Here is a 23,311-nt window from a genome sequence, read left to right as displayed (position 1 = left end):
TCAGTTCTTCACATTTTTGCCGAAACGGTTAGTTTCGCTGTTAACAGCAAGCTAAATGGTTAAATTAATTAAAATATGCCCTGTGATACCAAGGGATCAGTCTGTCTTCATACTTTCAAGTTTCAGTTCCTTTATTATCGTTGACGCTCAGAGCGTCAAAAACACCGCTACTGCTGAAAACAAAGGTTACGACGCTGGTAAGAAAATCTCGGGGATTAAGCGCCATCTGGCAGTTGATATCAATGGCTTTCCGCAGGCCATTCACATGACGCGAGCGAACGTCTCTGATCGAGACGGGGCCAGTGCCATGATCGCTTTACATGCCATGCATTTACGCCAGGTTCAAAATGTCTTAGTTGATGGTGGTTATTCAGGCGTTAATTTTCAGCTCGATGTAGCCAGTAATTTAAACGCAACCGTGCAGGTTGCGAAGCGCAATGAGTTGCATCGATTCGAAGTCATGCCCCAACGTTGGGTAGTCGAACGATCTTTTAGTTGGCTAGAGAATTGTCGGCGACTTTGGAAAAATTGTGAGCGTCAATTAACCACCAGTCTGCAAATGGTCGTTTTAGCGTTTTTAGCACTATTACTTAAGAGATTTTAGACAGCTTCTTAGTATCAGGTCGAAAATATCCTTTTACACCTTTTTGTGGGTCTAAATTCTGTTCGCTTACTTTCAGGTCGGTATTTTCGTTTAAATAATTCTTTAGCTCATTGTATAGATTGCTGACGTTTTTATGGTCTGATAAGTTTTCTTTTACAAAATCATTAACATTAGGTACGGGGGCGCCATGTGTCTGTTCTATATCAAAGACAGGTATATGCTCTTATGCTAGATTTACGGACAGATTTTCTTCTGCCCTGTAAACTAATAGCATAGGAGCATTTTTTAATATGATCTTGAATTTACACTTTAAGTGCAACACTAATTAAATAAAGAATGGCCCATGGCCAAATTTCTGTAAAATGATGTTTGCGAAAACAATCATGAAAGGAATTTAGCCATGGATCACTACAAGCATATTACCATAGATGAACGGGAAACTATCTTTTTAATGAGGAATCATGGAAACTCACTTCGTGAGATTGCCAGCCATATCAAGAAAAGTTACTCAACCATTTCTCGAGAATTAAGCCGTAATTCTACTGGTAAATCCTATTCACCTTCGAAGGCTCAGGAGAAGTACAAACAGCGCAAAGGCAACTGTGGCAGAGTCTCTCTTTTGAGTAATCCTCAGGTGTTTGAAGTGGTGAGAGAACACTTCTGCGAAGACCTTTGGTCTCCGGAGGAAATATCGAATCGCTTGGCAGTCGAAAAGTATCCGGTGCAGATCAGTACCACGACTATTTACCGTGGGATTTTCAATGGCTTATTTGATAATTTGTTTAAATCTGGCAGCTCTAGTGCCGTGCGCCATCTAAGGCATCACGGCAAGTCTCGCCACAATAAAGCTTATCAAGAAAAGCGAGGCAAGATTCCAATCCCCAACAAGATTCATGATCGTCCGCGAGAAGCTGACAACCGTGTAGAAATTGGTCACTGGGAAGGTGATACCGTGTTAGGCAAAAGCGGAAAGGCTTGTGTCGTTACATTGGTTGATCGAAAATCTCGTTACCTGCTTATTGGTAAAGCTGCTAAAAGAACTTCAGAAGCAGTCACGGATACTTTGAGCGACTTAATGAAGCTATGGCCTGGTAGATCGTTAACGATTACCCCGGATAGGGGTAAAGAGTTTGCCAAAGTTCAATGTTTAACTGATAAGTTTGGTACGCCCTTCTACTTTCCCGATCCTCACTCTCCTTGGCAACGAGGAACTAACGAAAATACTAACGGCTTGCTTCGCGAATATTTGCCAAAAGGAACTGACCTTGATTCAATTACTGACCGCCGGATACAAGCATATGCAGAACAAATGAATAATCGTCCCCGTAAATGTCTCGGATGGAAAACGCCTTATGAAATATTCTTTAATGTAGTGTTGCACTTAATTTGACAATTCAAGCCTTAAATTTTGAAAATGCTCAATTTATTTCATGCAACCGTTTGCAACTTCTGCCAAAAGGTGCCATAATACAAAATGCAAACGCTATTATTAATACGATATTTTGAATTGGAGGAATATGAAATGGATGAACAAAGTAGCGCAGCTGCAACCAAGAAGTCTGGTTTGCCCAAACTTCCCGCCAGTACCATTTGGATGATCAACTTTGGCATCTTAGGTGTGCAGATTGCTTTTACCCTGCAAAGCTCACAAATGAGTCGAATTTTTCAAACGATTGGGGCAGATCCCAACAAGTTGGGCTGGTTCTTTATTTTGCCACCTCTTGCAGGCTTAATCGTTCAACCAATTATCGGTTATTATTCAGATCGAACTTGGGCACCCAAGTTGGGCGGCCGTCGATTGCCATACTTGGCATTAGGAACCTTGATTGCCATCATCGTGATGTGTCTGTTGCCTAATTCGGGGAGTTTTGGCTTCGGGTACGCATCAATTACGGCATTGGTATTCGGGGCAGTCACTGTTGCCCTGCTAGATGTGTCGTCTAACATTGCCATGCAGCCATTCAAGATGATGATCGGCGATATGGTCAATGATGACCAAAAGAGTTATGCATACGGCATTCAAAGTTTCCTGTCAAATGGTGGTGCGGTCATCGCAGCCATCTTCCCATTTATCTTTACGGCATTCGGCGTCGCCAATACCGCTAAAAGGGGTGTCGTTCCACAATCAGTTGTGATTTCCTTCTATGTTGGTGCGGCAATTCTGTTACTGACAAGTTTGCTGACCATCTTCAAAGTTCATGAATATGATCCCAAGACTTACGCCAAATATCACGGTATTACTGAAGAGGCTAACTCAACCGGTGGTAACTGGTGGACATTGCTTAAGAAGGCACCGAAAGTATTTTGGACGACGACATTGGTTCAATTCTTCTGCTGGATTGCCTTCCAATATCTCTGGACCTACTCAGCCGGTGCGATTGCCAGCAACGTTTGGAACACTACCAATGCCGCTTCTGCAGGCTATCAAGCTGCCGGTAACTGGTACGGTGTCTTAGCTGCCGTTCAATCAATCGCTGCGGTTATCTGGTCATATGTCTTGGCTAAAATGCCAAACAACTACCACAAGTTGGGCTACTCAATTAGTTTGGCCCTTGGTGCAGTTGGATTTATCTCCGTATTCTTCATTCACACTCAATACATTTTGATTCTGTCATTTATCTTAGTTGGAATAGCTTGGGCATCGATGAACACTTATCCATTAACGATGGTTACCAACGCCCTGTCTGGTGAACATATGGGGACTTATCTTGGACTGTTCAACGGTTCAATTTGCCTGCCACAAATTGTTGCCTCACTTGCCAGCTTTGGCTTATTCCCATTATTGGGTAACGCTCAGCCAAATATGTTCTTGTTGGCCGGCTTCATCATGGCCCTTGGTGCAGCCTCAGTTGGATTTATCAAAGAAACTTACAAAGCATAGAAAGGACGTTTATTTATGAAAAGAACTTTTGAAGTGACGCCTTGGAACATTGTGACTCATGACTTCAAGCCAGAAGACAAACGGCTTCAAGAATCCATGACCAGCCTAGGAAATGGTTATATGGGGATGCGCGGATTCTTCGAGGAAGATTACAGTGGCGACACCTTAAACGGCATCTATCTTGGTGGTGTCTGGTATCCGGACAAGACCCGAGTTGGCTGGTGGAAGAACGGTTATCCCGATTACTTTGGGAAAGTTGTTAACGCGGTTAATTTCATCAAGATGCACATTAAAATTAATGGTGAAGCCATCGACCTGGCCAAAGACCAGTTCAGTGATTTCGAACTCAATCTTGATATGAAAAAAGCCTTGTTAACCCGCTCGTTTACGGTTACCAAAGGTGATGCCAAGGTGGCAGTCGAATTTGTTCGTTTCTTGAGCGTTGCCCAGCCGGAATTGTCCGTTCAGCGGGTGCGCGTTCAAAACGTCGGCTCAAATAAAGTGGATCTGGTGATTGATTCCGCTATCGACGGTGACGTTAAGAACGAGGACGCCAACTACGACGAACGGTTCTGGGAGGTTCTCTCAACTGAACAGGGGACTGATTCAGGCAATGTCCTTGCCGAAACAACCCCGAACCCGTTTGGGACACCCCGGTTCACTTCCGGAATGGAAATGCGTAACGTCACGGATTTGACTGCTGACAAAGTGGCTCAACCCAGTGAAAAAGAAGTTGTCAACAAATTCACCGGTGTCTTGGCACCCAATGAATCTGCTCAACTTGAAAAGCGCGTGATCATTGTGACTTCCAGAGATTATGATACTCAAGCTGCTTTAACTGACGCCATGCATCAATTAAGCGACAAGGTTGCCGGCCAGTCATACGATGAACTGCTTGAAGCTCATGAGCAGGTCTGGGCCGATCGCTGGAACAAATCTGACATCGTCATTGATGGTGACACCGAAGCCCAACAGGGAATCCGTTTCAACTTGTTCGAACTCTTCTCCACCTACTATGGTGAGGATTCACGCTTGAACATCGGCCCGAAAGGCTTCACTGGTGAGAAGTACGGTGGTGCTACCTACTGGGATACCGAGGCCTTTGCGGTGCCTGTCTACCTGGGAATTACCGATCCTAAGGTAACCCGCAACCTCTTGATGTATCGTTACAAGCAGTTGGACGGTGCGTACCATAACGCCAAACAGCAGGGACTCAAGGGTGCCCTGTTCCCAATGGTCACTTTTGACGGAATCGAGTGTCATAATGAATGGGAAATTACTTTTGAGGAAATTCACCGAAATGGCGATATTGCTTTTGCCATTTACAATTACACCCGTTACACCGGCGACACTTCGTATGTTCTAAACGAAGGTTCAAAAGTCTTGACCGAAATTTCCCGTTTCTGGGCAGACCGGGTTCACTACAGCCAGCGAAACAAGAATTACATGATTCATGGCGTGACTGGCCCTGATGAGTATGAAAACAACGTTGATAATAACTGGTATACCAACATTCTGGCCCAGTGGACGTTGAAATACACGCTTCAGATTCTTAAGGAAGTTTCACCCGAACAAGCTAAGAAGCTGAATGTTAGTGAAGATGAAAAGAAGCATTGGCAAGACATTGTCGACAACATGTATCTGCCATATGACAAAGATCTCAACATCTTCGTTCAACACGATGGCTTCCTCGATAAAGATCTCAAGCCGGTATCAGAAATTCCTGCCGATCAATTACCATTGAACCAGAACTGGTCATGGGACAAGATTTTGCGGTCACCTTACATTAAGCAGGGTGATGTGCTGCAAGGAATCTGGGACTTCATTGATGATTTCACACCAGAACAGAAAAAGTCCAACTTTGACTTCTATGAACAATACACGGTCCATGAGTCAAGTCTGTCACCTGCGATTTATTCTGTATTGGCAGCCGACCTTCACTATGAAGACAAAGCGGTTGAACTTTACGAGCGAACTGCCCGGCTGGATTTGGACAACTACAATAACGATACCGTTGATGGCCTGCACATTACGGCGATGACCGGCGGCTGGATTGCGGTGGTCCAAGGATTCGCTGGGATGCGGGTTCGCGACGGCAAGTTGCATTACGCACCATTCCTGCCGAAGAAATGGTCACACTATTCATTTAGACAAGTCTTCCGTGATCGTTTAATTGAAGTCGACGTTGATCAGGATGGTTCCCACTTCAAGTTAATTGATGGCGAACCAATTACGATTGATGTTGCCGGTAAGCCTGTTGAATTGAGTAAGTAATAAGCATGATGATGAGCGAGGAATCGCTCATTTGCTGTATAGCAGGAAAGGATATCATGAAAGTAGTAGAGAAGGATTTTGGGCAATTACCTGACGGAAAAGTCGTGACGGCGTTTACCCTAGAAAATATCAAGCACACACAGATTACTGCAATTTCATACGGGGCAACTTGGCAATCGTTTTCCGTTGAACGTGATGGTGTCAAACAAGAATTGTTAGTCCAATTTGATGATTTAGCCGCGTATTTAGATAATCCATTCCATTTTGGAAATACAATTGGTCGTGTTGGTGGTCGTCTATCAAAAACTGATTATGATATTAATGGGGCACATTTTACATTAACGCCAAATGATCATGGCAATGTTTTACACTCTGGCATTAATGGCTTTGATGCGGTTAATTGGCACGGTGAAGCAAGAAATTTGGGTACAGCGGCGGAAATTAATTTCACACGTACTTTTGATGATGAATTCGCCGGACAATTAGCTGCCCAAGTGACCTATCGATTGGACGATGAAGATCGTTTAGACATTATATTTAGTGGCGTTTCAACCGAGAATACATTGTTCAATCCAATGACGCATGTCTACTTTAATTTAGTTGGTAAGGATCAAGATATCAGTCAGCATAAATTACAAATTGCATCACGTCAACATCTTGAAGTTGATAATCACATGATTCCAACCGGTAACGTGATTGATAATCAAAATACAAAATTTGATTTTGCGCATTTGCATGCCTTGGGACAAGAGCATTACGATGATGCTTGGGTATTAGATCCCAGCCGTCAAGGGGAGGGAGTAGGACTAACTTCACCCGATGAAAGTTTGACCTTGACAGTGGATTCAGATCGCAATGGTGTGGTTGTATTCACTGCCAATCCTGACGATAGCAGTGACATTAAAACAGCGCTTGCTATTGAGATGCAGACCTTGCCTGATGCGGTTAATCATGAAGGCTTTGGTGATATTGTTTTGCCAGCAAATGAAACAAAAACATATACTGTAACTTACCAAATTAAAAAAAACGAGGATAAATAAAAATGGCTAAATTTTCAGATATTAAAGGTTTTGCCTTTGATTTAGATGGCGTTATTGCTGACACGGCGCGCTTTCATGGTGAAGCTTGGCATCAAACAGCTGATGAGGTTGGCACAACTTGGACACCAGAATTGGCTGAAGGTTTGAAGGGCATCAGTCGCATGGCTTCCTTGCAAATGATTTTGGATGCTGGGGATCATGCCGATGATTTTTCTCAAGCAGATAAAGAAGCATTAGCAGAAAAGAAAAATCATAATTATCAACAACTCATTTCAACATTGACTGAAGATGATATTTTGCCTGGCATGAAAGATTTCATTCAATCAGCTAAGGCAGCTGGCTATACAATGTCGGTGGCATCAGCTTCTAAAAACGCACCAATGATTCTAGATCATTTGGGATTGACCGAATATTTTGTTGGCATTGTTGATCCCGCCACTTTGACAAAGGGGAAACCTGATCCTGAAATCTTCGTTCGTGCTGCGGAAGTCTTACATTTAGATCCAGAAAATGTCATTGGATTGGAAGATTCAGCTGCTGGAATTTCCTCAATCAATGGCGCAGGTGAAACATCACTAGCAGTTGGTATTTCAGATGTGTTGTCAGGAGCGGATCTGAATTTTGAGTCTACTTCAGAAGTGACATTAGCAAATATTGAAGCTAAAATGCAATAGATAACTAAAAAGAGTGTCAGTACATAAAAACACTGACACTCTTTTGTTGTTTTAATTAACATTTGCCACCGTATTGCCCTGCTTGAGTGTGATATCGGTAAAAGTTACGGTATGCGTTGTTGTATGTGATCAACGAGAGCCGTAATAGCTAATTCATCCATCTGTGTAAATTTTTACTGCACAGGTGCTAAAATAGGACGTGCTAATTGGGTTAATTCTGTCCAATCGATGATCACAATTGATAGATTCTCAGAGACAGAAATGCCAACACCTTTTGCACCATTTAGTAATCGAATACTGCTGATGTCTGCTGAGCCAATTGCAGTCGTGAAAGGTTGGGGATTCCCAAATATTTTGGAAGCATACAAAACAGGTAGCGTCAAGAATCTTGTGTAAATGAAATGCCTTCGTACATATAATATGTATCTAACTTAAATAAATGATGCTTCCAAGGTGTCCTGGAGTCCTTTGAACCCTCGGTGGATCCGCTTCAGAGACTTCTCGTTATAAACATTAAACTGAGAAACCAGGAAGCGATCCAGTGAATCTTCCGTTGGAAATTGTTCTTTGTGGTGGGTGGTGCGCTTGAGATGCTTATTAAAGTTCTCAATCAGGTTAGTGGAGTATAGTGATTGCCGGATAGCTGGTGGAAAGTCCATGAAAGTGAGTAAATTCGGCATTTTAAGCAGATCTTTGATTAATTTGGGATAGGTCTGATGCCAGTTGTTGGCGAACTCATTCAGTTTCAGTTCGGCTGCTTCACGGTTGGCGGCCCGATGAACTTGTTTAAAGTCACTGATCACGGCCTTGCGGTCTTTTACGCGAACTTTGTTCATCAGATTCCGCCCAACATGAACCAGGCAACGTTGTCGTTTGGCTTTAGGGAAATGCCGATTCAAGCCTTCATCCAAACCAACTAACCCATCGGCGTTGCTGGAAAGCTTGAACCTGTTCATTGACGGCTTTAGTCATGTTGGAAACCGTGGCTTTGGAGTAGTGAGCACCGTACATTTTCTCAATGAGTTCGGCAATTTCAGCAGTGGTAATTCCCTTGGTATACAACTGAATGACCGTTGTTTCTAAATTATCACTGTGCCGACCGTAGGCTGGCAAGGTATGATTTTCAAACCGGCCATTGCGATCTCGAGGAATGGTTAAGTTAAGTTGGCCGTACTTCGTATCAAACGAGCGCTCATAACTGCCGTTGCGGTTATTACCAGTGTTAATCCCAGCGTATGAGTAGCGTTCGTAACCCAAAAACTCTGCCAATTCGGTTTGAAGCAGCTGGTTAATCGCAATTTCGAGGTGGTGACGAAAAACTTCGTCCAAATCTTGCTTTTGGGCTAGTGCAGCGATAATTTCTGTGGTAAGTTCATTCATGGGGAATGCCTCCTGTGATGTTTTCTGTGGTTACTAAATATCATAAGGGAAGGCATTCACTATTTCTATACAATTCAGAAATCTTTTATGCATTTACACAAGATATTTTACGCTCTCATTCCTGAGACAACTTTTAAGAGAGGGTATAATGAATAAATCGTCTCTCAAAAAGAAGGAATTTTTACATGCCAACTCGTTACGACAAAGAATTCAAACAAAACATTATCAACCTATATAAGCAAGGCGAATCAGCTGCCCAACTGGCCAGAGAATATGGCATTGGCTATTCAACAGTTCATAAGTGGATCCAGGGCCAGGCCAAAACTCAATCCGGTAAATCGCCAGACGAAATCAAAGCGATGGAAAAGCGACTGGCTTCGCTGTCTGAGGAGAACGAAATCCTAAAAAAAGCCCTGGGCTTCCTTGCGCAGAAGTAACCAATATCTTTGATTACATTCACCAAGAAAGCCATCACCACCAGGTAACTAAGATGTGCCGAATCCTCGGTGTTTCCAGAGCTCAGTATTATCGTTATCGATCCCCCAAACCTTCAAAACGCCGGGCCGAAGATGCGGACTTAAAACAACGGATTCTGCGGATCTTTGCGGAATTCAAGCAGCGATACGGCGTTATGAAGATCCACCATGAATTGAATCTGGAACTTCAACCACTGCAGCGTCGGTGCAGCCCAAGACGGATTTCCCGGCTCATGAAGGAACTGGATATCCACTCCGTTACCGTCAATAAATGGAAAGCGGCTTCGGCTTCCAAAACCAAGGTTGAACAGCGTCCCAACTTGCTTAAGCAGGATTTCTCGACCACTGGTTTAAATCAAAAATGGACCGCTGATATGACCTATATTCAAACGAAGCGTAATGGCTGGTGTTACTTATCAACCATCATGGATCTGCACTCACGACGAATTATCGGCTATTCATTCTCAAAAAAGATGGCTACTGATTTAGTCTTAAAGGCCCTGGAAAGCGCGGTTAAAAATTGAACCATTACTGGGGACCTGATTATCCACACAGACTTAGGATCACAGTACACCAGCGATGATTACAACCAACGGTTAACAGAACTACATATCCGCCACTCTTACAGCCGTAAGGGGTGTCCATACGATAATGCACCAATGGAATCTTTTCATGCTTCCCTCAAAAAGGAATGTGTTTATCCAGTGCCGGTCTTTGAGAATTATGAAACTGCCGCTGCTGTCCTTTTTGAATATGTGCATGCTTTCTACAATAGGAAGAGAATTCATAGTTCACTGGGCTACCAGACCCCCTTACAAGTTGAAATTGCAACACTTACGAGCCAAATGGCCGCCTGATTTAATGCTTTCCAGGGTTCAAATAAGTTATTAATCGCGATTAATGATTTATTTGAGCTGTGGAAGGTAAACGCGGTTCTGAATGTCTCTTAAAATCTGTCTCAAATATTGCTCCTATGTCAATAAATGGCACATCTTTTTCTAAACACTCGTTCTAATTCTGTCGGAATTAAACCAACTGATGTAATTTGAGGTTCGGATTACCAAGTCCTCAAAATTGGAAAAAGTTGTTTGAAAGGCAAACTCTCTCTTCAACAATGAGTGAAAAGCTTCAATTGGCCCATTATCATAAGGATAACCTTGTTTTGAGTATGAGTGGCTAATCTGATGCCGTTCAAGTAAAGTTTCAACTTCGTTGCTGGTGTACTGTGAACCCATGTCAGAGTGAAAATATTGTGGCTTTTGATGACATTCAAGCGCCTGATTAATCGTTTCTACAACTAACGTCGCCTCCATCTGACGACCAATCTTGAAAGCAAGGACTTGATGAACCTTTGGTTCGTAAATAGAACTGAGATAAACCCAGGTTCCTGGACGTAATTCCAAATAAGTAATGTCAGCACGCCATATCCTTGCATTGGGCTGGTGCTTGCTTAAATTGGAGCGTTGTGAATGATCCACATGAGTGCCAGGTTTTTTAAATCGCCGATTCATTAAAGAGTGAATCTCCATTTCCCTCATTAATCGTAAAATTCGTTTTGACCCAACACAGATGCCTGACTTGCGAAGCACCATCGTTATTCGTGGATAACCATAGGCACGATAATTATTTTCCCAAATCAATTTAATTTTTTCTTTGAGCTGATTATCAACACGTTCGTGTTGACTAGGTTGATATCTTTTCCAATGGTAATAGGTGCTGCGCGGTAATTTCAGTGCCGAAAGAATAATTGATAAGCGGTGTCGCAATAACTGATCTTCTATGAAGACAAGGCAATTAATTCGTCCTAATGCTTTCCCAGTAACACCGCCGCAGCTTTTAAAATTTCAAGTTCCTCCTTTAATCGCTGATTTTCCTTTTGAAGTTGTTTGAATTCTTTGGACGTTACTTCAGTACCGTCTTCTAGCTCAACTGATTTAGCGCCTTTAACCCCGTTATGAATTGCGGCTGGAGAAACACCGTATTCCTCGGAAAGCGAGCGAATAGATCTTTTCTCTTCACGATGCATCTTCACAATGCTGGCTTTAAAATCATCTTGATATCGTTTCATTGGAATGCTCCTATCTTGTTTTATTAATTATGGCACAACTGTTCAGAAATTTATGTACCAAATACTAGGATAGGAGCAATAGTGTATCACAAATTATGGAAACACAATATACATATTTTTGTCAAAAGTCAGGCGAAATTTTCAGGGAGCAGTAGATTAAGTAGTACAATGTAGATATCGAGTTAAATGGAGGGAATTCAATGTATAAAGCGGTTGTTTTTTTTGATCTAGATGGCACACTATTTGATAATCAAAAGAATGTTTCTGATGACAACATTGCAGCAATTAATCAGTTACGAGAGAACAATATTCTCCCTGTAATTTCAACTGGCCGAAATATTTTTGAAATTCAATATGTGATTGACGCTGCCGGTATCAATTCATTAGTCAGTGCGAACGGTAGTTACGTTCAATATCAAGGGAAAAAGCTAAAGGCTGAGCAAATTAGTGATGAGGTGATTGAAGAGATTTTAGCATTTGCCAAAAAGCAGGGCGATGTGATTTCATTCTATAACAATGAAGAATTTGCCTTAACAGCTGAAAATGACTTAACTAAAGTTAACTATCGGCTGTTAAGATTGACGCCGCACGTTGAGCCGGACTTTTACAAGACTCATGAAGTCAATTTCTTGAACGTTTTTAATTATGATAAAGATAAACTGTATCAGGATGAATTCAAGGGTGAATTGTCATTGGTTAGAAATAATCCTCGCTGTTTAGATACGATGAAGTGGGGGGTATCGAAGCAAACCGGCATTCAAGCACTCTTGAAGAAAGCGCAATTAGGGGACATTCCGTCCTATGCTTTCGGAGATCAGCTGAATGATTTGCAAATGTTTGCTGAAGTGGATTACCCAGTCGCAATGGGTAATGGTCACCCAGATGTGAAAGCCAAAGCATCATTCGTCACTACTTCAAATGTGAATGGCGGAATTGTGAATGGGCTGAAGCATTACGGGTTAATCAAATAACTTACGACATGCAATCATTTAAGGGCTTCACCCTGAAATCCTCGTTTTGGATTTTGGGATGAAGCCCTTAAATGATTGGATTAAAGCATCAATTGTCCCAGTTTTCCAAATGGATTGAATTAGTCCATCTGTTTTTTAATGTTAGCCAAGGTCATTTCACTGGTATCAGTAAAGTTCACATCTGCATCCTTCAAAATTGTCTTGTCACCAATTCCAATGGAGGTTTCCCCAGCGGCGTTAATTGATTCAACTCCAGCGGCAGCATCTTCGACTCCAATGCATTGTTCTGGTTTCAAATTGATCAGTTCGGCACCTTTGAGGTAAATTTCTGGATCTGGTTTGCCTTTGCTCAAAGTTTTTGGATCCACAATCTTTGGAAAATAATCAGTCAATTGTAGCTTCTTCAAAACAGTAGGAGCATTTTTTGATGCAGAAGCTAATGATAACAGATAACCACCATCTTTAATTTCATCCAGGAATTCTTTAATCCCCGGAAGAATATTAGCTGGAGTCATTTTGTCAACCAACTTCAAGTAGTTTGTATTTTTTTCCGTTGCAAGATCAACCTTCTGATCGTCAGTATAGTGGTCTTGTAGATTACCTGCTTTTAAAAGCATTTCAAGAGAATCCATCCGGCTGATTCCCTTTAATCCGTCTTCAAGTTCTTTGGACCATGGGCACCCACCTTGTCAGCAACTTGATGCCAAGCTTGGCTGTGGAAAACCGAAGTATCCGTAATTACAACGTCGAGATCGAAGACAAAACCTTTAATATCTGAAAACTTTGCCATTGTATTTCACTCCTAATCTTATTTGTAAGTAATAACAGTTGGCTTGTTCTTGGATAATGAATAACCCTTGTCACCAACCTTGATGTGACTGCTCGAATCGGCAGTCACATTGATTTTATGATGACCGATTTCAAAATTGTACGTGATGCCTTGATACGTTTGCTTAAATGATAGCTTACTCCAAGTGGTTGGAAGGTGCGGGTTGATGGAAACCTCGTCGGTGTCAAACCGAACCCCGCCGTAACACTTGGTTTCAATTTCAAGCGTAGCACCCATGACGCCAAGGTGAATACCTTCAGCAGTGGTCCCACCTTGGATATCATAGTAATCGGAGAACAAGGCGGTTGAGAACAATTGCCAGGATTGATCCATATGGCCATCCATTTCATCCAGAACTGAATAAACAATTCGTGAAAGGGTGGATCCGTGAGTCGTTCGATCAAGGTAAAATCTTAAATTGGTGGTAAAGTAGTTGGCGGGCAACTTGTAACCAAGCCGGGTAATGACGTTTTGAACTTCATCAAATGGTAATTCGTAATAAGCCATCAAAGTGTCGGCTTGTTTGGCAACTTGATAGGAATCAGGTGACTTACCTTCACCCTTTAACAGTCGATCAATTCGCGATATATCACCGTATTTCTTCCGGTAAGAATCAAAGTTGAGCTTGGAAAGATTGAAGTAACCGGAAAATTGACCAATGATGCCTTCTTCGTTGATATCGAGACGAAGTTTGTGGGCAATATCACTCATTTGATCAAGTAAACTATTGTCTGTTTGGGCTTTTTCATTGGCAGATTTGATTATCTTAGGATCTTCATGACTCATCAGCTCTGCGACTTTATCAAATAACCAAGAAACCATGATATTGGTATAAGCATTATTAGTGAGTCCGTGATCATCAGAGTTTGGATATTCTTCGTGGAATTCATCTGGTCCCATGACGTGATGAATATCGTAACGATCATCTTTTTTATCGTAGCTTGCCATGCTGACCCAGAACTTGCAAATTGACAATAACATTTCTAATCCGTAGTTCTTCATGAATTCGGTATCACCTGTTAGATGAACATAATTAATGACATCGTAGGCAACTGACAGTGAAACGTGACGTTGCAAGCGGCTGTTATCCGGATCCCATTCACCACTAACCGGGTTCAAGTGAACAAATTGAGATTGTTCATCCCCATACATCCCTGACTGCCAAGGATACATTGCCCCTTGCTTGTCTTCCGAGGCGGCGTATTTGCGCGCTTCACCGATTCGATTATAGCGATATAACAAGCACTGTTTAGCAATTGCTGGGTAATGAATAGAATAAAACGGTAGATCAAAGGTGACATCCCAGAAGATGTGGCCTCGATAAGCTTCACCGTGCAAGCCACGAGCGCCGACTGAGGAATCTAATTGACCAGAAGCCAAGGTAGCACTTGTCACAAGCATATGGTAGATGTTAACCCGCGTCAGTTTTTGGCTGGTCATATCATTATCAATTTGGATATCTGAATTCTGCCAAACGTTGCTCCAGAACTTTTGACTGTCGGCGAGGGTGTCATTGAACGAAGAAGCGTTCAGTTCCTTTTGGGCGGGTTGTTTCAAGTTGGCATCCTGAGTTTGGCTGGTAAATACTGTGACACATTTTTCAAATACATACGGTTTCTCAGGTTCTACTTGGATATCCAATTTTTGCTGGATTTGTTTATCTTCAGTTTCAGCTGAAATTAACTTGGTGGTATCGATATCTTTGCTAGAAAGCTTAGAATTAATCACAAAGTTAACGTGGGACGTCTTGGTTTGACCGGTTAACGAAATCTGGTTATCGTGGGCATCCATGCCAATGACGTCGATATGGTGTTGATCGAAATCCTGATAGCGCTCAACATTGCCATTAATAACAGTCCCGTCAATTTTTGAATAGAGTTGAATGCTCCCAGAAAAGTTGATTGGTTTTAATTCATACTTGATGGAATAACGATGCCAATTTGTCATATTGGCAACTTTGGTAGCCCGAACTTGCAAAATGTGGCCAGTTGATAATTGAATATGCAAGGTGGTTGTTAAAACACCGGTTCGCAAATTTAGGCTTCGATAAATATCTTGAATATCTTCTTTTTTAATTTCAAACGGTTGTTGATGATCCACCCCAAAACTGATGTATTGAGCATTGGGGAGGTTTACTAGATCTTCGTTGACAACATCCCGACCGTTAATTTTGGTTGTGAGTTGATTGTAGACACCAGCAACGTACATCCCAGGGTAATTATCCTGGTTGGCGTTCGCTTCGACATACGCACCCCGCAGGCCAAAGTAGCCGTTACCGATTGTCAGCATGGCCTCTTGCCCATAGTTACGCTTGCCGCTGTACTCACCATAATAATCAAGGTGCCACTTCAAATATTCCTGTTTTTCTGCCACTGCTTTTTCCAAACCAACATCTTGAACTTTATGCAGGTTAACGACCGGAATATTCATCATGTTGGCAATTGCTAGGCCAATATCGATCTTTTGATGATTAATACCGATGATTGTGTCAGAGAATTCATAGTTCAATGAATTCTCAATAATTGCTGCATCAATTGGCAACCCAGTGAGGGCAGCCTTAATGTTCTCAAGATTATCGCCAATTGAAAATTTGGGGTTGTAGGTGATCATAAACTTCCTAAAAGGGGGCTTATTGGAATTCTCTGAATAATTGATTTCCATGACCCCATCACGAGCCCTTATCGCAAACGTTCTCATAACAAAACCTCTTCTCAAGTATTTCCATTTGTGAAAATCATCTATAAGTTAATTCTAGTTCAAATATCCGGTAATCGCAATTAATTGGGGGTTTGAAAGCAATTTGAGCAAGCCGGCTGTTTTCATTTTTGCTGATTTTCGAGTAGATCTTTGATTTCTGAAAGCAGGACTTCCTTGCGATCAACACTGGCGGTTTTGGGCTGTTTTTTAACTATCCGATTAATGATTTTGGATTGAAGTCAATATTTGAGACAGGTTTTAAGAGACATTCAGAACCGCGTTTACCTTCCACAACTCAAATAAATCATTAATCGTGATTAATAACTTATTTGAACCCTGGAAAGCATTAAATCAGGCGGCCATTTGGCTCGTAAGTGTTGCAATTTCAACTTGTAAGGGGGTCTGGTAGCCCAGTGAACTATGAATGCTCTTCCTATTGTAGAAAGCATGCACCTATTCAAAAAGGACGGCAGCGGCAGTTTCATAATCTTCAAAGACCGGCACTGGATAAACACATTCCTTTTTGAGGGAAGCGTGAAAGGATTCCATTGGCGCATTATCATACGGACAACCCTTACGGCTGTATGAGTGGCGGATATGTAGCTCAGTTAAACGTTGATTGTAATCATCGCTGGTATACTGTGATCCTAAATCCGTATGGATAATCAGGTCCCCAGTAATGGTTCGATTTTTAACCGCGCTTTCAAGGGTCTTTAAGACTAAATCAGTAGCCATCTTTTTTGAGAATGAATAGCCGATAATTCGTCTTGAGTGCAGATCCATGATGGTTGATAAGTAACACCAGCCATTACGCTTCGTTTGAATATAGGTCATATCAGCGGTCCATTTTTGATTTAAACCAGTGGTCGAGAAATCCTGCTTAAGCAAGTTGGGACGCTGTTCAACCTTGGTTTTGGAAGCCGAAGCCGCTTTCCATTTATTGACGGTAACGGAGTGGATATCCAGTTCCTTCATGAGCCGGGAAATCCGTCGTGGGCTGCACCGACGCTGCAGTGGTTGAAGTTCCAGATTCAATTCATGGTGGATCTTCATAACGCCGTATCGCTGCTTGAATTCCGCAAAGATCCGCAGAATCCGTTGTTTTAAGTCCGCATCTTCGGCCCGGCGTTTTGAAGGCTTGGGGGATCGATAACGATAATACTGAGCTCTGGAAACACCGAGGATTCGGCACATCTTAGTTACCTGGTGGTGATGGCTTTCTTGGTGAATGTAATCAAAAATATTGGTTACTTCTGCGCAAGGAAGCCCAGGACTTTTTTTAGGATTTCGTTCTCCTCAGACAGGGAAGCCAGCCGCTTTTCCATCGCTTTAATTTCGTCTGGCGATTTACCGGATTGAGTTTTGGCTTGGCCCTGGATCCACTTATGAACGGTTGAATAGCCAATGCCATATTCTCTGGCCAGTTGGGCGGCTGATTCGCCTTGTTTATATAGGTTGATGATGTTTTGTTTGAATTATTTGTCGTAACGAGTTGGCATGTAAAAATTCCTTCCTTTTGAGAGACGATTTATTCATTATACGCGCTCTTAAAAGTTGTCTCAGGAATCAGCTTACATCCAATATTCAGACAACACACCAGATTAAACGCCGCAACTAATAAAACAACAAAAAAGATCTCCCACACGAGGAGATCTCCAAAAGATAGAAACTATCCTTCAACACCATTTGACAAACTTCCAGATTATCACGGCTATCTTAAAACTGTCAAAAACGAAGATTTCAAATTAACTTTTTCAGGTATCATTTATCAATAAATTCTAGGTGAATCCTGAGTTTTAGACCAAAAAGCCCTTCAGCACCAACAAATCACTATGCAATATATCTATTAGTGCCGAAAGGCTTTTGTTAAAAGACACTTCAAATAGTGATTGGGATTTTTTCCTTTGAATTCGGTGGCCTACTTGTTTTGCTTAGAAAAATTGGCGCAAAATATCTTTTAGTGGTGGTAGTTCAGGTATTTTTTTCTCTTCTTTAAGATATTGGCTGCCAAATTTCATGTATCCTTTAGCTTCCTGACCGACAATCTTGCCCGGCAAAGGTGCATCATCACTGACATAAGCATTGATCAGTACCGGCATATTCTGGACCCGATAGGCTCTGTTCAATGCGTTCTTAAATTCTTCGGAAGTTTTAGCAGTAATGCCAACACCGCCAGCCGCATCGGCAAATTTGGCGTAATCCATATCCTGTAAGTCGATTTGATAATTTAATTGGCCGGCGGCCTGTTGTTCGTATTCAATAAAGGCCAGCTTTGAATTATTGAGTACGATATTAATTAATGGTAACTTGTATTTAACTGCCGTAATGAAATCCTGCATGACCATTGCAAACGCACCATCACCATTAACCGAGATAACCGGTCGATCGGGATAATTTATTTTTGCTGCAATCGCTCCCGGTAATGCACATCCCATTGTCCCTAAGTAAGAGGACAAGATAAATTTTTGTGTTGGTGATACGTTTAAGAAACGGGCGCTCCAAGAGGTGGCTGTTCCAACATCAATTGAATAAATTGTATTATGCGGTGCCGTTTCATTAATATCGTTAAATAATGCTTCGGGTGCAACTGGCTTGGAATCGAGTTCACGTTTGCCGGTCATCCAACGATTCCAGTTAGCAACATTTTCCTGACAGGCCTTTAAAAAACCATCATCAGGATGGAGGATCTTTGTTTCAGAAGAATTAAGTTGCTTTATAACGTCTTTGATATCGGCTACCAATCCAACATCAGCCGGATAACGTTTTCCGATTGCTGACGCACTGGTATTGATTTGGATGCTTTTGGCCGTCCCTGGTTTGGGCAAGTACGCGGTATAGGGATAATTTGTGCCGAACATTAGAAGCAGATCGGTATTTTGCATGGCTTCATAAGCCGGCTTTGTCCCCAACTTACCAACATTTCCCAGCGAATTAGGATGATTGTCGCCAATGATCCCCTTTGCGGGCAACGTTGAAATAAACGGAATATGGTTTTGCTCTAAGAAGGCCGCAACCTGGCTGCCGGCTTTTTTTGCCCCCAAACCAACCAATGCAAGCGGTTTTTTGGAATCACGAATCAGTTTAGCGGCTGTATTAAGGCGATTGTCATCTATTTGTGGTGATGTCAATTGGAAAGAAGAAGCGGAACTGATATAGTGGTCGCTGACCCTTTGTTCCGGAAGGTTATCCGGAATGGTTAAAACTGCGACTCCATGTTTCTCATAAGCCGTTCGAATGGCTTCATCAACGATTTCAGCTAAATTGTCAGTGGCAGAAATTAGTTTATTATAGACCGCAACGTCCGCAAATAGTTGTGGTGTATTCACTTCTTGGAAGTATTCCTCGTTTAAAAACTGGGTATCAACCTGACCAAGTAAAGCCAGTACTGGCACGTGATCCATTTTGGCATCATAAAGGCCATTTAACATATGAATTGCGCCTGGCCCACCGATTGAAAGACAGACACCAAGCTTACCGGTTAACTTAGCCTCGGCCGCTGCTGCCAAGGAAGCAACTTCTTCGTGACGGACTTGGACAAATCCGATCTGATCCTGTTGTTTGCGTAAAGCATCGACAGTTGTATCGATGGAATCCCCCGGTAGTCCATAAACGTGTTTTACATGCCAATCAATTAAGACGTCGACTAATTGTTCAGAAGCTTTTTGAGCCATATTGCGTCATCCTTTCCATAAACGATGTTAAGAAAGCTTACTTTCATTGTAGACAATTTAAATGGAATTGCAAAAACTAGAATTATTAATATGGTAGATTGTAAAATTAATCCGAACGCTGTTCGGACAAAAAAGATCAGCTTCCTTTAAAATGGTGTTTACCACAAACCCATCTTTTAGGAGCTGATCTTTTGTCTAGTATAACCTATTCCGAACGAATTAAAATCGAAACCTTTTGTGAACTAGGGCTGTCCAATATCCAAATGGGCGTTCGGCTGAACCGATCACCGTCAACAATTTCTTATGAATTATCTCGATGTCAACCTTATCAGGCTGAATTAGCACAAACAGATGCCGAATACAAGCGATCACGATGTGGTCGGAAAACTAAGCTGAGCGATGAGTTAAAGCAAAAAATTCTCAACCATTTACGTCTAAGCTGGTCACCAGGAATGATTGCTCACGAATTTAAACTAGCTACTAAATCTATTTATAATTGGCTAAATCAGGGGAGAATTGGTTTCTCCTTGAATGATCTACCTGAACATGACGTACGCCAACAGCGTAACGTTGACCAACGATCCAAATATAATCAATCTTTGGGGCGATCAATTGAACAGCGTCCCATGATGATTAATCGACGTAATCGCATCGGCGATTTTGAACTAGATACAGTCGTTGGTCCTCGTGGGCATAGTAAGGCAGTTTTATTAACTTTAATCGATCGCAAATCACGGTTCCTTTGGGCATACCGGTTAAAAGATCGGACGACAGCGACTGTTAATGAAGCACTAACTAAGTTCCTAACCACTTTTAATGGTCCGGTGCACAGCTTTACTGTGGACCGTGGCACTGAGTTTAGTGGGCTAGTATCACTTGAATCACAATATGGTATTAAGACCTATTACTGCCATGCTTATACGCCAGCTGAACGTGGTAGTAATGAACGCTTTAATCGGAATTTACGTTATTTTTATCCTAAAGGGACTCGTTTTGAGCACATTAGTGCTCAAGATTTAACGACGACGTTACTCCAAATTAACCAGCGACCGCTTAAAATACTCAACCGGCAAACACCGTATCAGGTTATGCTGACAAATTTGTCCAAAAATTCGGATTAAATTTGCAATCTACCTTATGGGCTTTAAAGGTTTAACACCATAAGCACCACCTCCGATTGGAAATAGCCACCGCCTTAACTTCTCTACTGGATCTATTATACAGGCAGCCTAGCTCTTTAACCAAATATAAAATTAAAGAATCAGTAAGAATACTATATTTATATCTGTAAAAACAGTTTTTAACTGCTAGGTCATAATGTATAGATAAATCAAAGCAAGCACCTATGTAAAAAAGTGCCTGCTTTGATTAATTATCAAAAAAATTCCAATCTATATTTATAAAGGGTTATCTCACCAATTTAAATATTGATTAACTGATCTTCAATTGCTCAATTATTTACGTTCTAAGAAGCCTAATACAGATAAATTTGGCTAATTATCCATGTAATTTTTGTTGCAATGTATCACCAATGCCATCTACTTTCTTAGCAGCCAAGACGGTGCCACCGATGAGGACACCACCTACAATGAGCGTAGAAGCGATCATAACCTTAAATACACTTTTCAAGACGTCCATAAAATTCTCCCTTACTTTTTACTGGTTCGACCAACAACTAATGAAACAATCAGAACTAAAATAATTGCCCCGATGATCGATGGTATCAATGCCATGCCAGCTAACGAAGGGCCCCAAGTGCCAAGGAGCCCTTGGCCAATCCACGCACCGATTAAACCAGCTACGATGTTTGCAATCCAGCCCATAGCAGCACCACGGTTAGTGATTGCGCCAGCAATGGCACCAATGATTGCCCCGACGATTAATGACCATATAAGTCCCATATTTACTCACTCCCTTAGTTAACACGACTAGATTTATTGTCAGACGTTACTTTATCAACGCTGTCACCTAATGTTTCCTTCGATTTCTTTGCGCCCTTACTGATGGCTTCCTTCGTTTTGTCTGTGGCATCGCTCACGCGATCTTGCAGAGAAGTCGAATCTTTTTCATGTTGCTCCTTTGTCTTGACATCAACAACATTCACATTTACCTCAATTACTTCTAATTCGGTCATATTCTTTACTTCCCGAACGATAACATTTTTGATCTTGTCATACAGTTTAGAAATATCAATGCCGTATTCAGCAACAATGTCGAGATCCACTGCAACCTGCTTTTTTCCAACCTCTACATCAATTCCTGATGTGACATCGGAAGTATTAACTAGTTTTTCAGCAACATTTGCGAAAAAGCCGCCATCTACTTCAGAAAGTGCGATACCAATGATCTTTTGAATAACCTTATTATCAAATGTTAAATTGCCTTTAACACCGGACTTTTCGTTAGTTGTTGTTTTCTCACTTGGCGTTCCATTCTGCATAATTTTTCCTCCTTATAATTCAAACAGTTATTTAAAAACATTTGTTAAGATACCAGTTTTTTGAATATAATAACCCGCGGTAATCCCGATTGCCATAAAAATCAAAACAAAAAGCGTCTTGAAAAATCCAAAAGTGATGATAAGGACCGCTAAGAGCAATCCCATAATTCCACCAATTAGTGGCCAAAAATAGGCTTTAATGAGTTCGGTCACGTTATCACCTCCTAGACAACTCGAGATTTATGCACATTAGCGTCCAACTCATTAAAATCAACGAGTCTGATTTTAATTTTTTTCTGTTCAGAAATTCCAAGACAAATACGCAAATCTTTTTTTAATTGATTAAGAAAATTTTCAGTCTGTTGCTTGGCATTGACTGAATTTAGTAGATCACCCGATATTTTAAGTGTGATCCCTTTTCGTGATAACTTAGATGATACCTTGGGGTTGCCAATAAAGGGTTCATGTTGAAGTGCTGAAAGCGCAAAATGTTCAATAGCTTTCTTACTGACGGTCACTTGACCATCAGACTTTTGATGAAGATATAATGATTGTGACCGTGGCCAAAAAAGTGTGATAAGCAAAAAAATAATTAACAGTACCGCCAGAATTACTCCACTCCAAAAGAGGTATATCGGTTCGTACTGCTCCAACCAACCAAGCTTTAATGACATGGGTGTACTAGTACCAATGGCCGTTGACCAATTTTTAAAGACAAGAACTATGGATAAAGGAAATGCAAGGATAATAACAACTACTATTAATGCCTTAAATATAAATCGCAAATCATCACCACCTTTACCATAGTTATAGCACAACACAGGTAGTGATTATGGAATTATATGCTCTTATAAGGAACCAATTAAGATTTTTGTTTGACTAAACCAATCTAGCCATTAGGGTATACCCTAATGGCCAATGGTTTGGGCCTCATAGCCCTGTATAATTCGACTTGCTGTACTTAGATTTTAAATTCGGAGAAAACAAATAACTCTAATGTATAAATTATAGTTATTAAGGATTAATCCTTAAGCGCTTGCGAAGAGCCGTTTATCAGACCAAATCATTTATCAAAATTAAGGAATGCTCTTTCTTTGTCTATTAATAATACGATTTATCCTTGCAAGGATATCACTGTATGTTAGAAAAGTAGTAATATCTTGGTATTTTCTTTTAAATACTGAAACTTGAAAGTATGAAGACAGACTGATCCCTTGGTATCACAGGGCATATTTTAATTAATTTAACCATTTAGCTTGCTGTTAACAGCGAAACTAACCGTTTCGGCAAAAATGTGAAGAACTGA

General features: G+C 41.4%; 20 protein-coding genes and 3 pseudogenes. 11 read left to right on the top strand and 12 right to left on the bottom strand.

The features are described 5' to 3' along the window. Nucleotides 1-124: 124 nt before the first annotated feature. The 6 genes and pseudogenes from BHU33_RS07440 to pgmB (BHU33_RS07410) form a co-directional block, all read left to right on the top strand. A pseudogene (locus BHU33_RS07440) lies at nucleotides 125-604 on the top strand (IS5 family transposase); the annotation flags it as partial. A gap of 400 nt (nucleotides 605-1,004) precedes the next feature. Beyond that, on the top strand, nucleotides 1,005-1,994 hold the full coding sequence (locus BHU33_RS07430) for an IS30 family transposase (protein WP_004561985.1): 990 nt from the start codon (nucleotides 1,005-1,007) through the stop codon (nucleotides 1,992-1,994). A 132-nt stretch (nucleotides 1,995-2,126) separates the two neighbouring features. Then, nucleotides 2,127-3,485, top strand: a complete 1,359-nt coding sequence (locus BHU33_RS07425) for an SLC45 family MFS transporter (protein ID WP_056997587.1) — start codon at nucleotides 2,127-2,129, stop codon at nucleotides 3,483-3,485. Between the two features lie 15 nt (nucleotides 3,486-3,500). Beyond that, nucleotides 3,501-5,759: a glycoside hydrolase family 65 protein gene (locus BHU33_RS07420; RefSeq protein WP_054646973.1), complete on the top strand. Its 2,259-nt coding sequence runs from the start codon at nucleotides 3,501-3,503 to the stop codon at nucleotides 5,757-5,759. Nucleotides 5,760-5,815: 56 nt separating this feature from the next. Further along, nucleotides 5,816-6,799, top strand: a complete 984-nt coding sequence (locus BHU33_RS07415; protein ID WP_054646974.1) for an aldose epimerase family protein — start codon at nucleotides 5,816-5,818, stop codon at nucleotides 6,797-6,799. Between the two features lie 2 nt (nucleotides 6,800-6,801). Beyond that, a complete protein-coding gene (pgmB, locus tag BHU33_RS07410; RefSeq protein ID WP_054646975.1) occupies nucleotides 6,802-7,473 on the top strand; it encodes a beta-phosphoglucomutase in 672 nt (223 codons plus the stop codon). Nucleotides 7,474-7,904: 431 nt separating this feature from the next. Here the strand turns inward: pgmB (BHU33_RS07410) and BHU33_RS07405 are convergent. Continuing rightward, nucleotides 7,905-8,853: pseudogene (locus BHU33_RS07405) on the bottom strand (transposase). 185 nt (nucleotides 8,854-9,038) lie between these two features. Between BHU33_RS07405 and BHU33_RS07735 the strand changes: the two are divergent. Genes BHU33_RS07735 through BHU33_RS07800 form a run of 3 tightly spaced genes read left to right on the top strand, consistent with a single transcriptional unit; the run spans nucleotide 9,039 to nucleotide 10,186 of the window. Further along, nucleotides 9,039-9,290 carry an IS3 family transposase gene (locus BHU33_RS07735; RefSeq protein WP_002816285.1) on the top strand — a complete coding sequence of 84 codons (252 nt, stop codon included), beginning with the start codon at nucleotides 9,039-9,041 and terminating at the stop codon, nucleotides 9,288-9,290. A 5-nt stretch (nucleotides 9,291-9,295) separates the two neighbouring features. After that, nucleotides 9,296-9,853, top strand: a complete 558-nt coding sequence (locus tag BHU33_RS07685; protein WP_318530520.1) for an IS3 family transposase — start codon at nucleotides 9,296-9,298, stop codon at nucleotides 9,851-9,853. A gap of 3 nt (nucleotides 9,854-9,856) precedes the next feature. Next, nucleotides 9,857-10,186 (top strand): integrase core domain-containing protein, encoded by a 330-nt coding sequence (locus BHU33_RS07800; protein ID WP_080952801.1) that lies wholly within the window; start codon nucleotides 9,857-9,859, stop codon nucleotides 10,184-10,186. Between the two features lie 141 nt (nucleotides 10,187-10,327). Here the strand turns inward: BHU33_RS07800 and BHU33_RS07385 are convergent. Continuing rightward, nucleotides 10,328-11,397 (bottom strand): IS3-like element IS1163 family transposase gene (locus BHU33_RS07385; protein WP_103434005.1). Its coding sequence is split into 2 segments (ribosomal slippage): nucleotides 10,328-11,169 and nucleotides 11,169-11,397, totalling 1,071 coding nucleotides; the frame shifts between segments, so codons are not numbered across the junction. A gap of 200 nt (nucleotides 11,398-11,597) precedes the next feature. Between BHU33_RS07385 and BHU33_RS07380 the strand changes: the two genes are divergently transcribed. Next, nucleotides 11,598-12,368 carry a Cof-type HAD-IIB family hydrolase gene (locus BHU33_RS07380; protein WP_054646981.1) on the top strand — a complete coding sequence of 257 codons (771 nt, stop codon included), beginning with the start codon at nucleotides 11,598-11,600 and terminating at the stop codon, nucleotides 12,366-12,368. A gap of 119 nt (nucleotides 12,369-12,487) precedes the next feature. On the opposite strand, the pseudogene pgmB (BHU33_RS07375) reads toward BHU33_RS07380, so the two are convergent. The 5 genes and pseudogenes from pgmB (BHU33_RS07375) to BHU33_RS07340 all read right to left on the bottom strand — a co-directional run bounded on the left by pgmB (BHU33_RS07375) (nucleotide 12,488) and on the right by BHU33_RS07340 (nucleotide 19,565). Beyond that, nucleotides 12,488-13,158 (bottom strand): annotated as a pseudogene (pgmB, locus tag BHU33_RS07375) (beta-phosphoglucomutase). 18 nt (nucleotides 13,159-13,176) lie between these two features. Then, on the bottom strand, nucleotides 13,177-15,894 hold the full coding sequence (locus tag BHU33_RS07370; RefSeq protein ID WP_054646980.1) for a glycoside hydrolase family 65 protein: 2,718 nt from the start codon (nucleotides 15,892-15,894) through the stop codon (nucleotides 13,177-13,179). Between the two features lie 453 nt (nucleotides 15,895-16,347). Next, entirely contained in the window at nucleotides 16,348-17,124 is a 777-nt protein-coding gene (locus BHU33_RS07355; RefSeq protein ID WP_263850802.1) for an IS3 family transposase, read from the bottom strand. A gap of 17 nt (nucleotides 17,125-17,141) precedes the next feature. Further along, a complete protein-coding gene (locus tag BHU33_RS07795; RefSeq protein WP_103434006.1) occupies nucleotides 17,142-17,357 on the bottom strand; it encodes a transposase in 216 nt (71 codons plus the stop codon). Between the two features lie 468 nt (nucleotides 17,358-17,825). After that, nucleotides 17,826-19,565 (bottom strand): pyruvate oxidase, encoded by a 1,740-nt coding sequence (locus BHU33_RS07340; RefSeq protein WP_054646979.1) that lies wholly within the window; start codon nucleotides 19,563-19,565, stop codon nucleotides 17,826-17,828. A 191-nt stretch (nucleotides 19,566-19,756) separates the two neighbouring features. On the opposite strand from BHU33_RS07340, the gene BHU33_RS07330 reads away from it, so the two are divergent. Continuing rightward, the gene (locus BHU33_RS07330) at nucleotides 19,757-20,686 is read left to right on the top strand and encodes an IS30-like element ISLpl1 family transposase (RefSeq protein WP_054646978.1); all 930 of its coding nucleotides are present in this window, start codon (nucleotides 19,757-19,759) and stop codon (nucleotides 20,684-20,686) included. A gap of 376 nt (nucleotides 20,687-21,062) precedes the next feature. Here BHU33_RS07330 and BHU33_RS07325 read toward each other — a convergent pair whose 3' ends face one another. The 5 genes from BHU33_RS07325 to amaP are packed head-to-tail and all read right to left on the bottom strand — an operon-like array spanning nucleotide 21,063 to nucleotide 22,790. Next, nucleotides 21,063-21,203 (bottom strand): hypothetical protein, encoded by a 141-nt coding sequence (locus BHU33_RS07325; RefSeq protein WP_103422828.1) that lies wholly within the window; start codon nucleotides 21,201-21,203, stop codon nucleotides 21,063-21,065. Between the two features lie 11 nt (nucleotides 21,204-21,214). Continuing rightward, nucleotides 21,215-21,466: a GlsB/YeaQ/YmgE family stress response membrane protein gene (locus tag BHU33_RS07320; protein ID WP_003680323.1), complete on the bottom strand. Its 252-nt coding sequence runs from the start codon at nucleotides 21,464-21,466 to the stop codon at nucleotides 21,215-21,217. A 14-nt stretch (nucleotides 21,467-21,480) separates the two neighbouring features. Beyond that, entirely contained in the window at nucleotides 21,481-22,005 is a 525-nt protein-coding gene (locus tag BHU33_RS07315; RefSeq protein ID WP_054646977.1) for an Asp23/Gls24 family envelope stress response protein, read from the bottom strand. Between the two features lie 27 nt (nucleotides 22,006-22,032). Further along, nucleotides 22,033-22,218, bottom strand: coding sequence for a DUF2273 domain-containing protein (locus BHU33_RS07310; RefSeq protein WP_003596522.1), 186 nt, complete (start codon nucleotides 22,216-22,218; stop codon nucleotides 22,033-22,035). An 11-nt stretch (nucleotides 22,219-22,229) separates the two neighbouring features. Continuing rightward, nucleotides 22,230-22,790, bottom strand: a complete 561-nt coding sequence (amaP, locus tag BHU33_RS07305; protein ID WP_054646976.1) for an alkaline shock response membrane anchor protein AmaP — start codon at nucleotides 22,788-22,790, stop codon at nucleotides 22,230-22,232. Nucleotides 22,791-23,311: the final 521 nt, after the last annotated feature.

The organism is Fructilactobacillus lindneri DSM 20690 = JCM 11027 (assembly GCF_002907375.1).
GTDB classification, from domain to species: Bacteria; Bacillota; Bacilli; order Lactobacillales; family Lactobacillaceae; genus Fructilactobacillus; species Fructilactobacillus lindneri.
The sequence above is the reverse complement of the archived record's forward strand: the minus strand, read 5'-3'. Positions and strand labels throughout refer to the sequence as shown.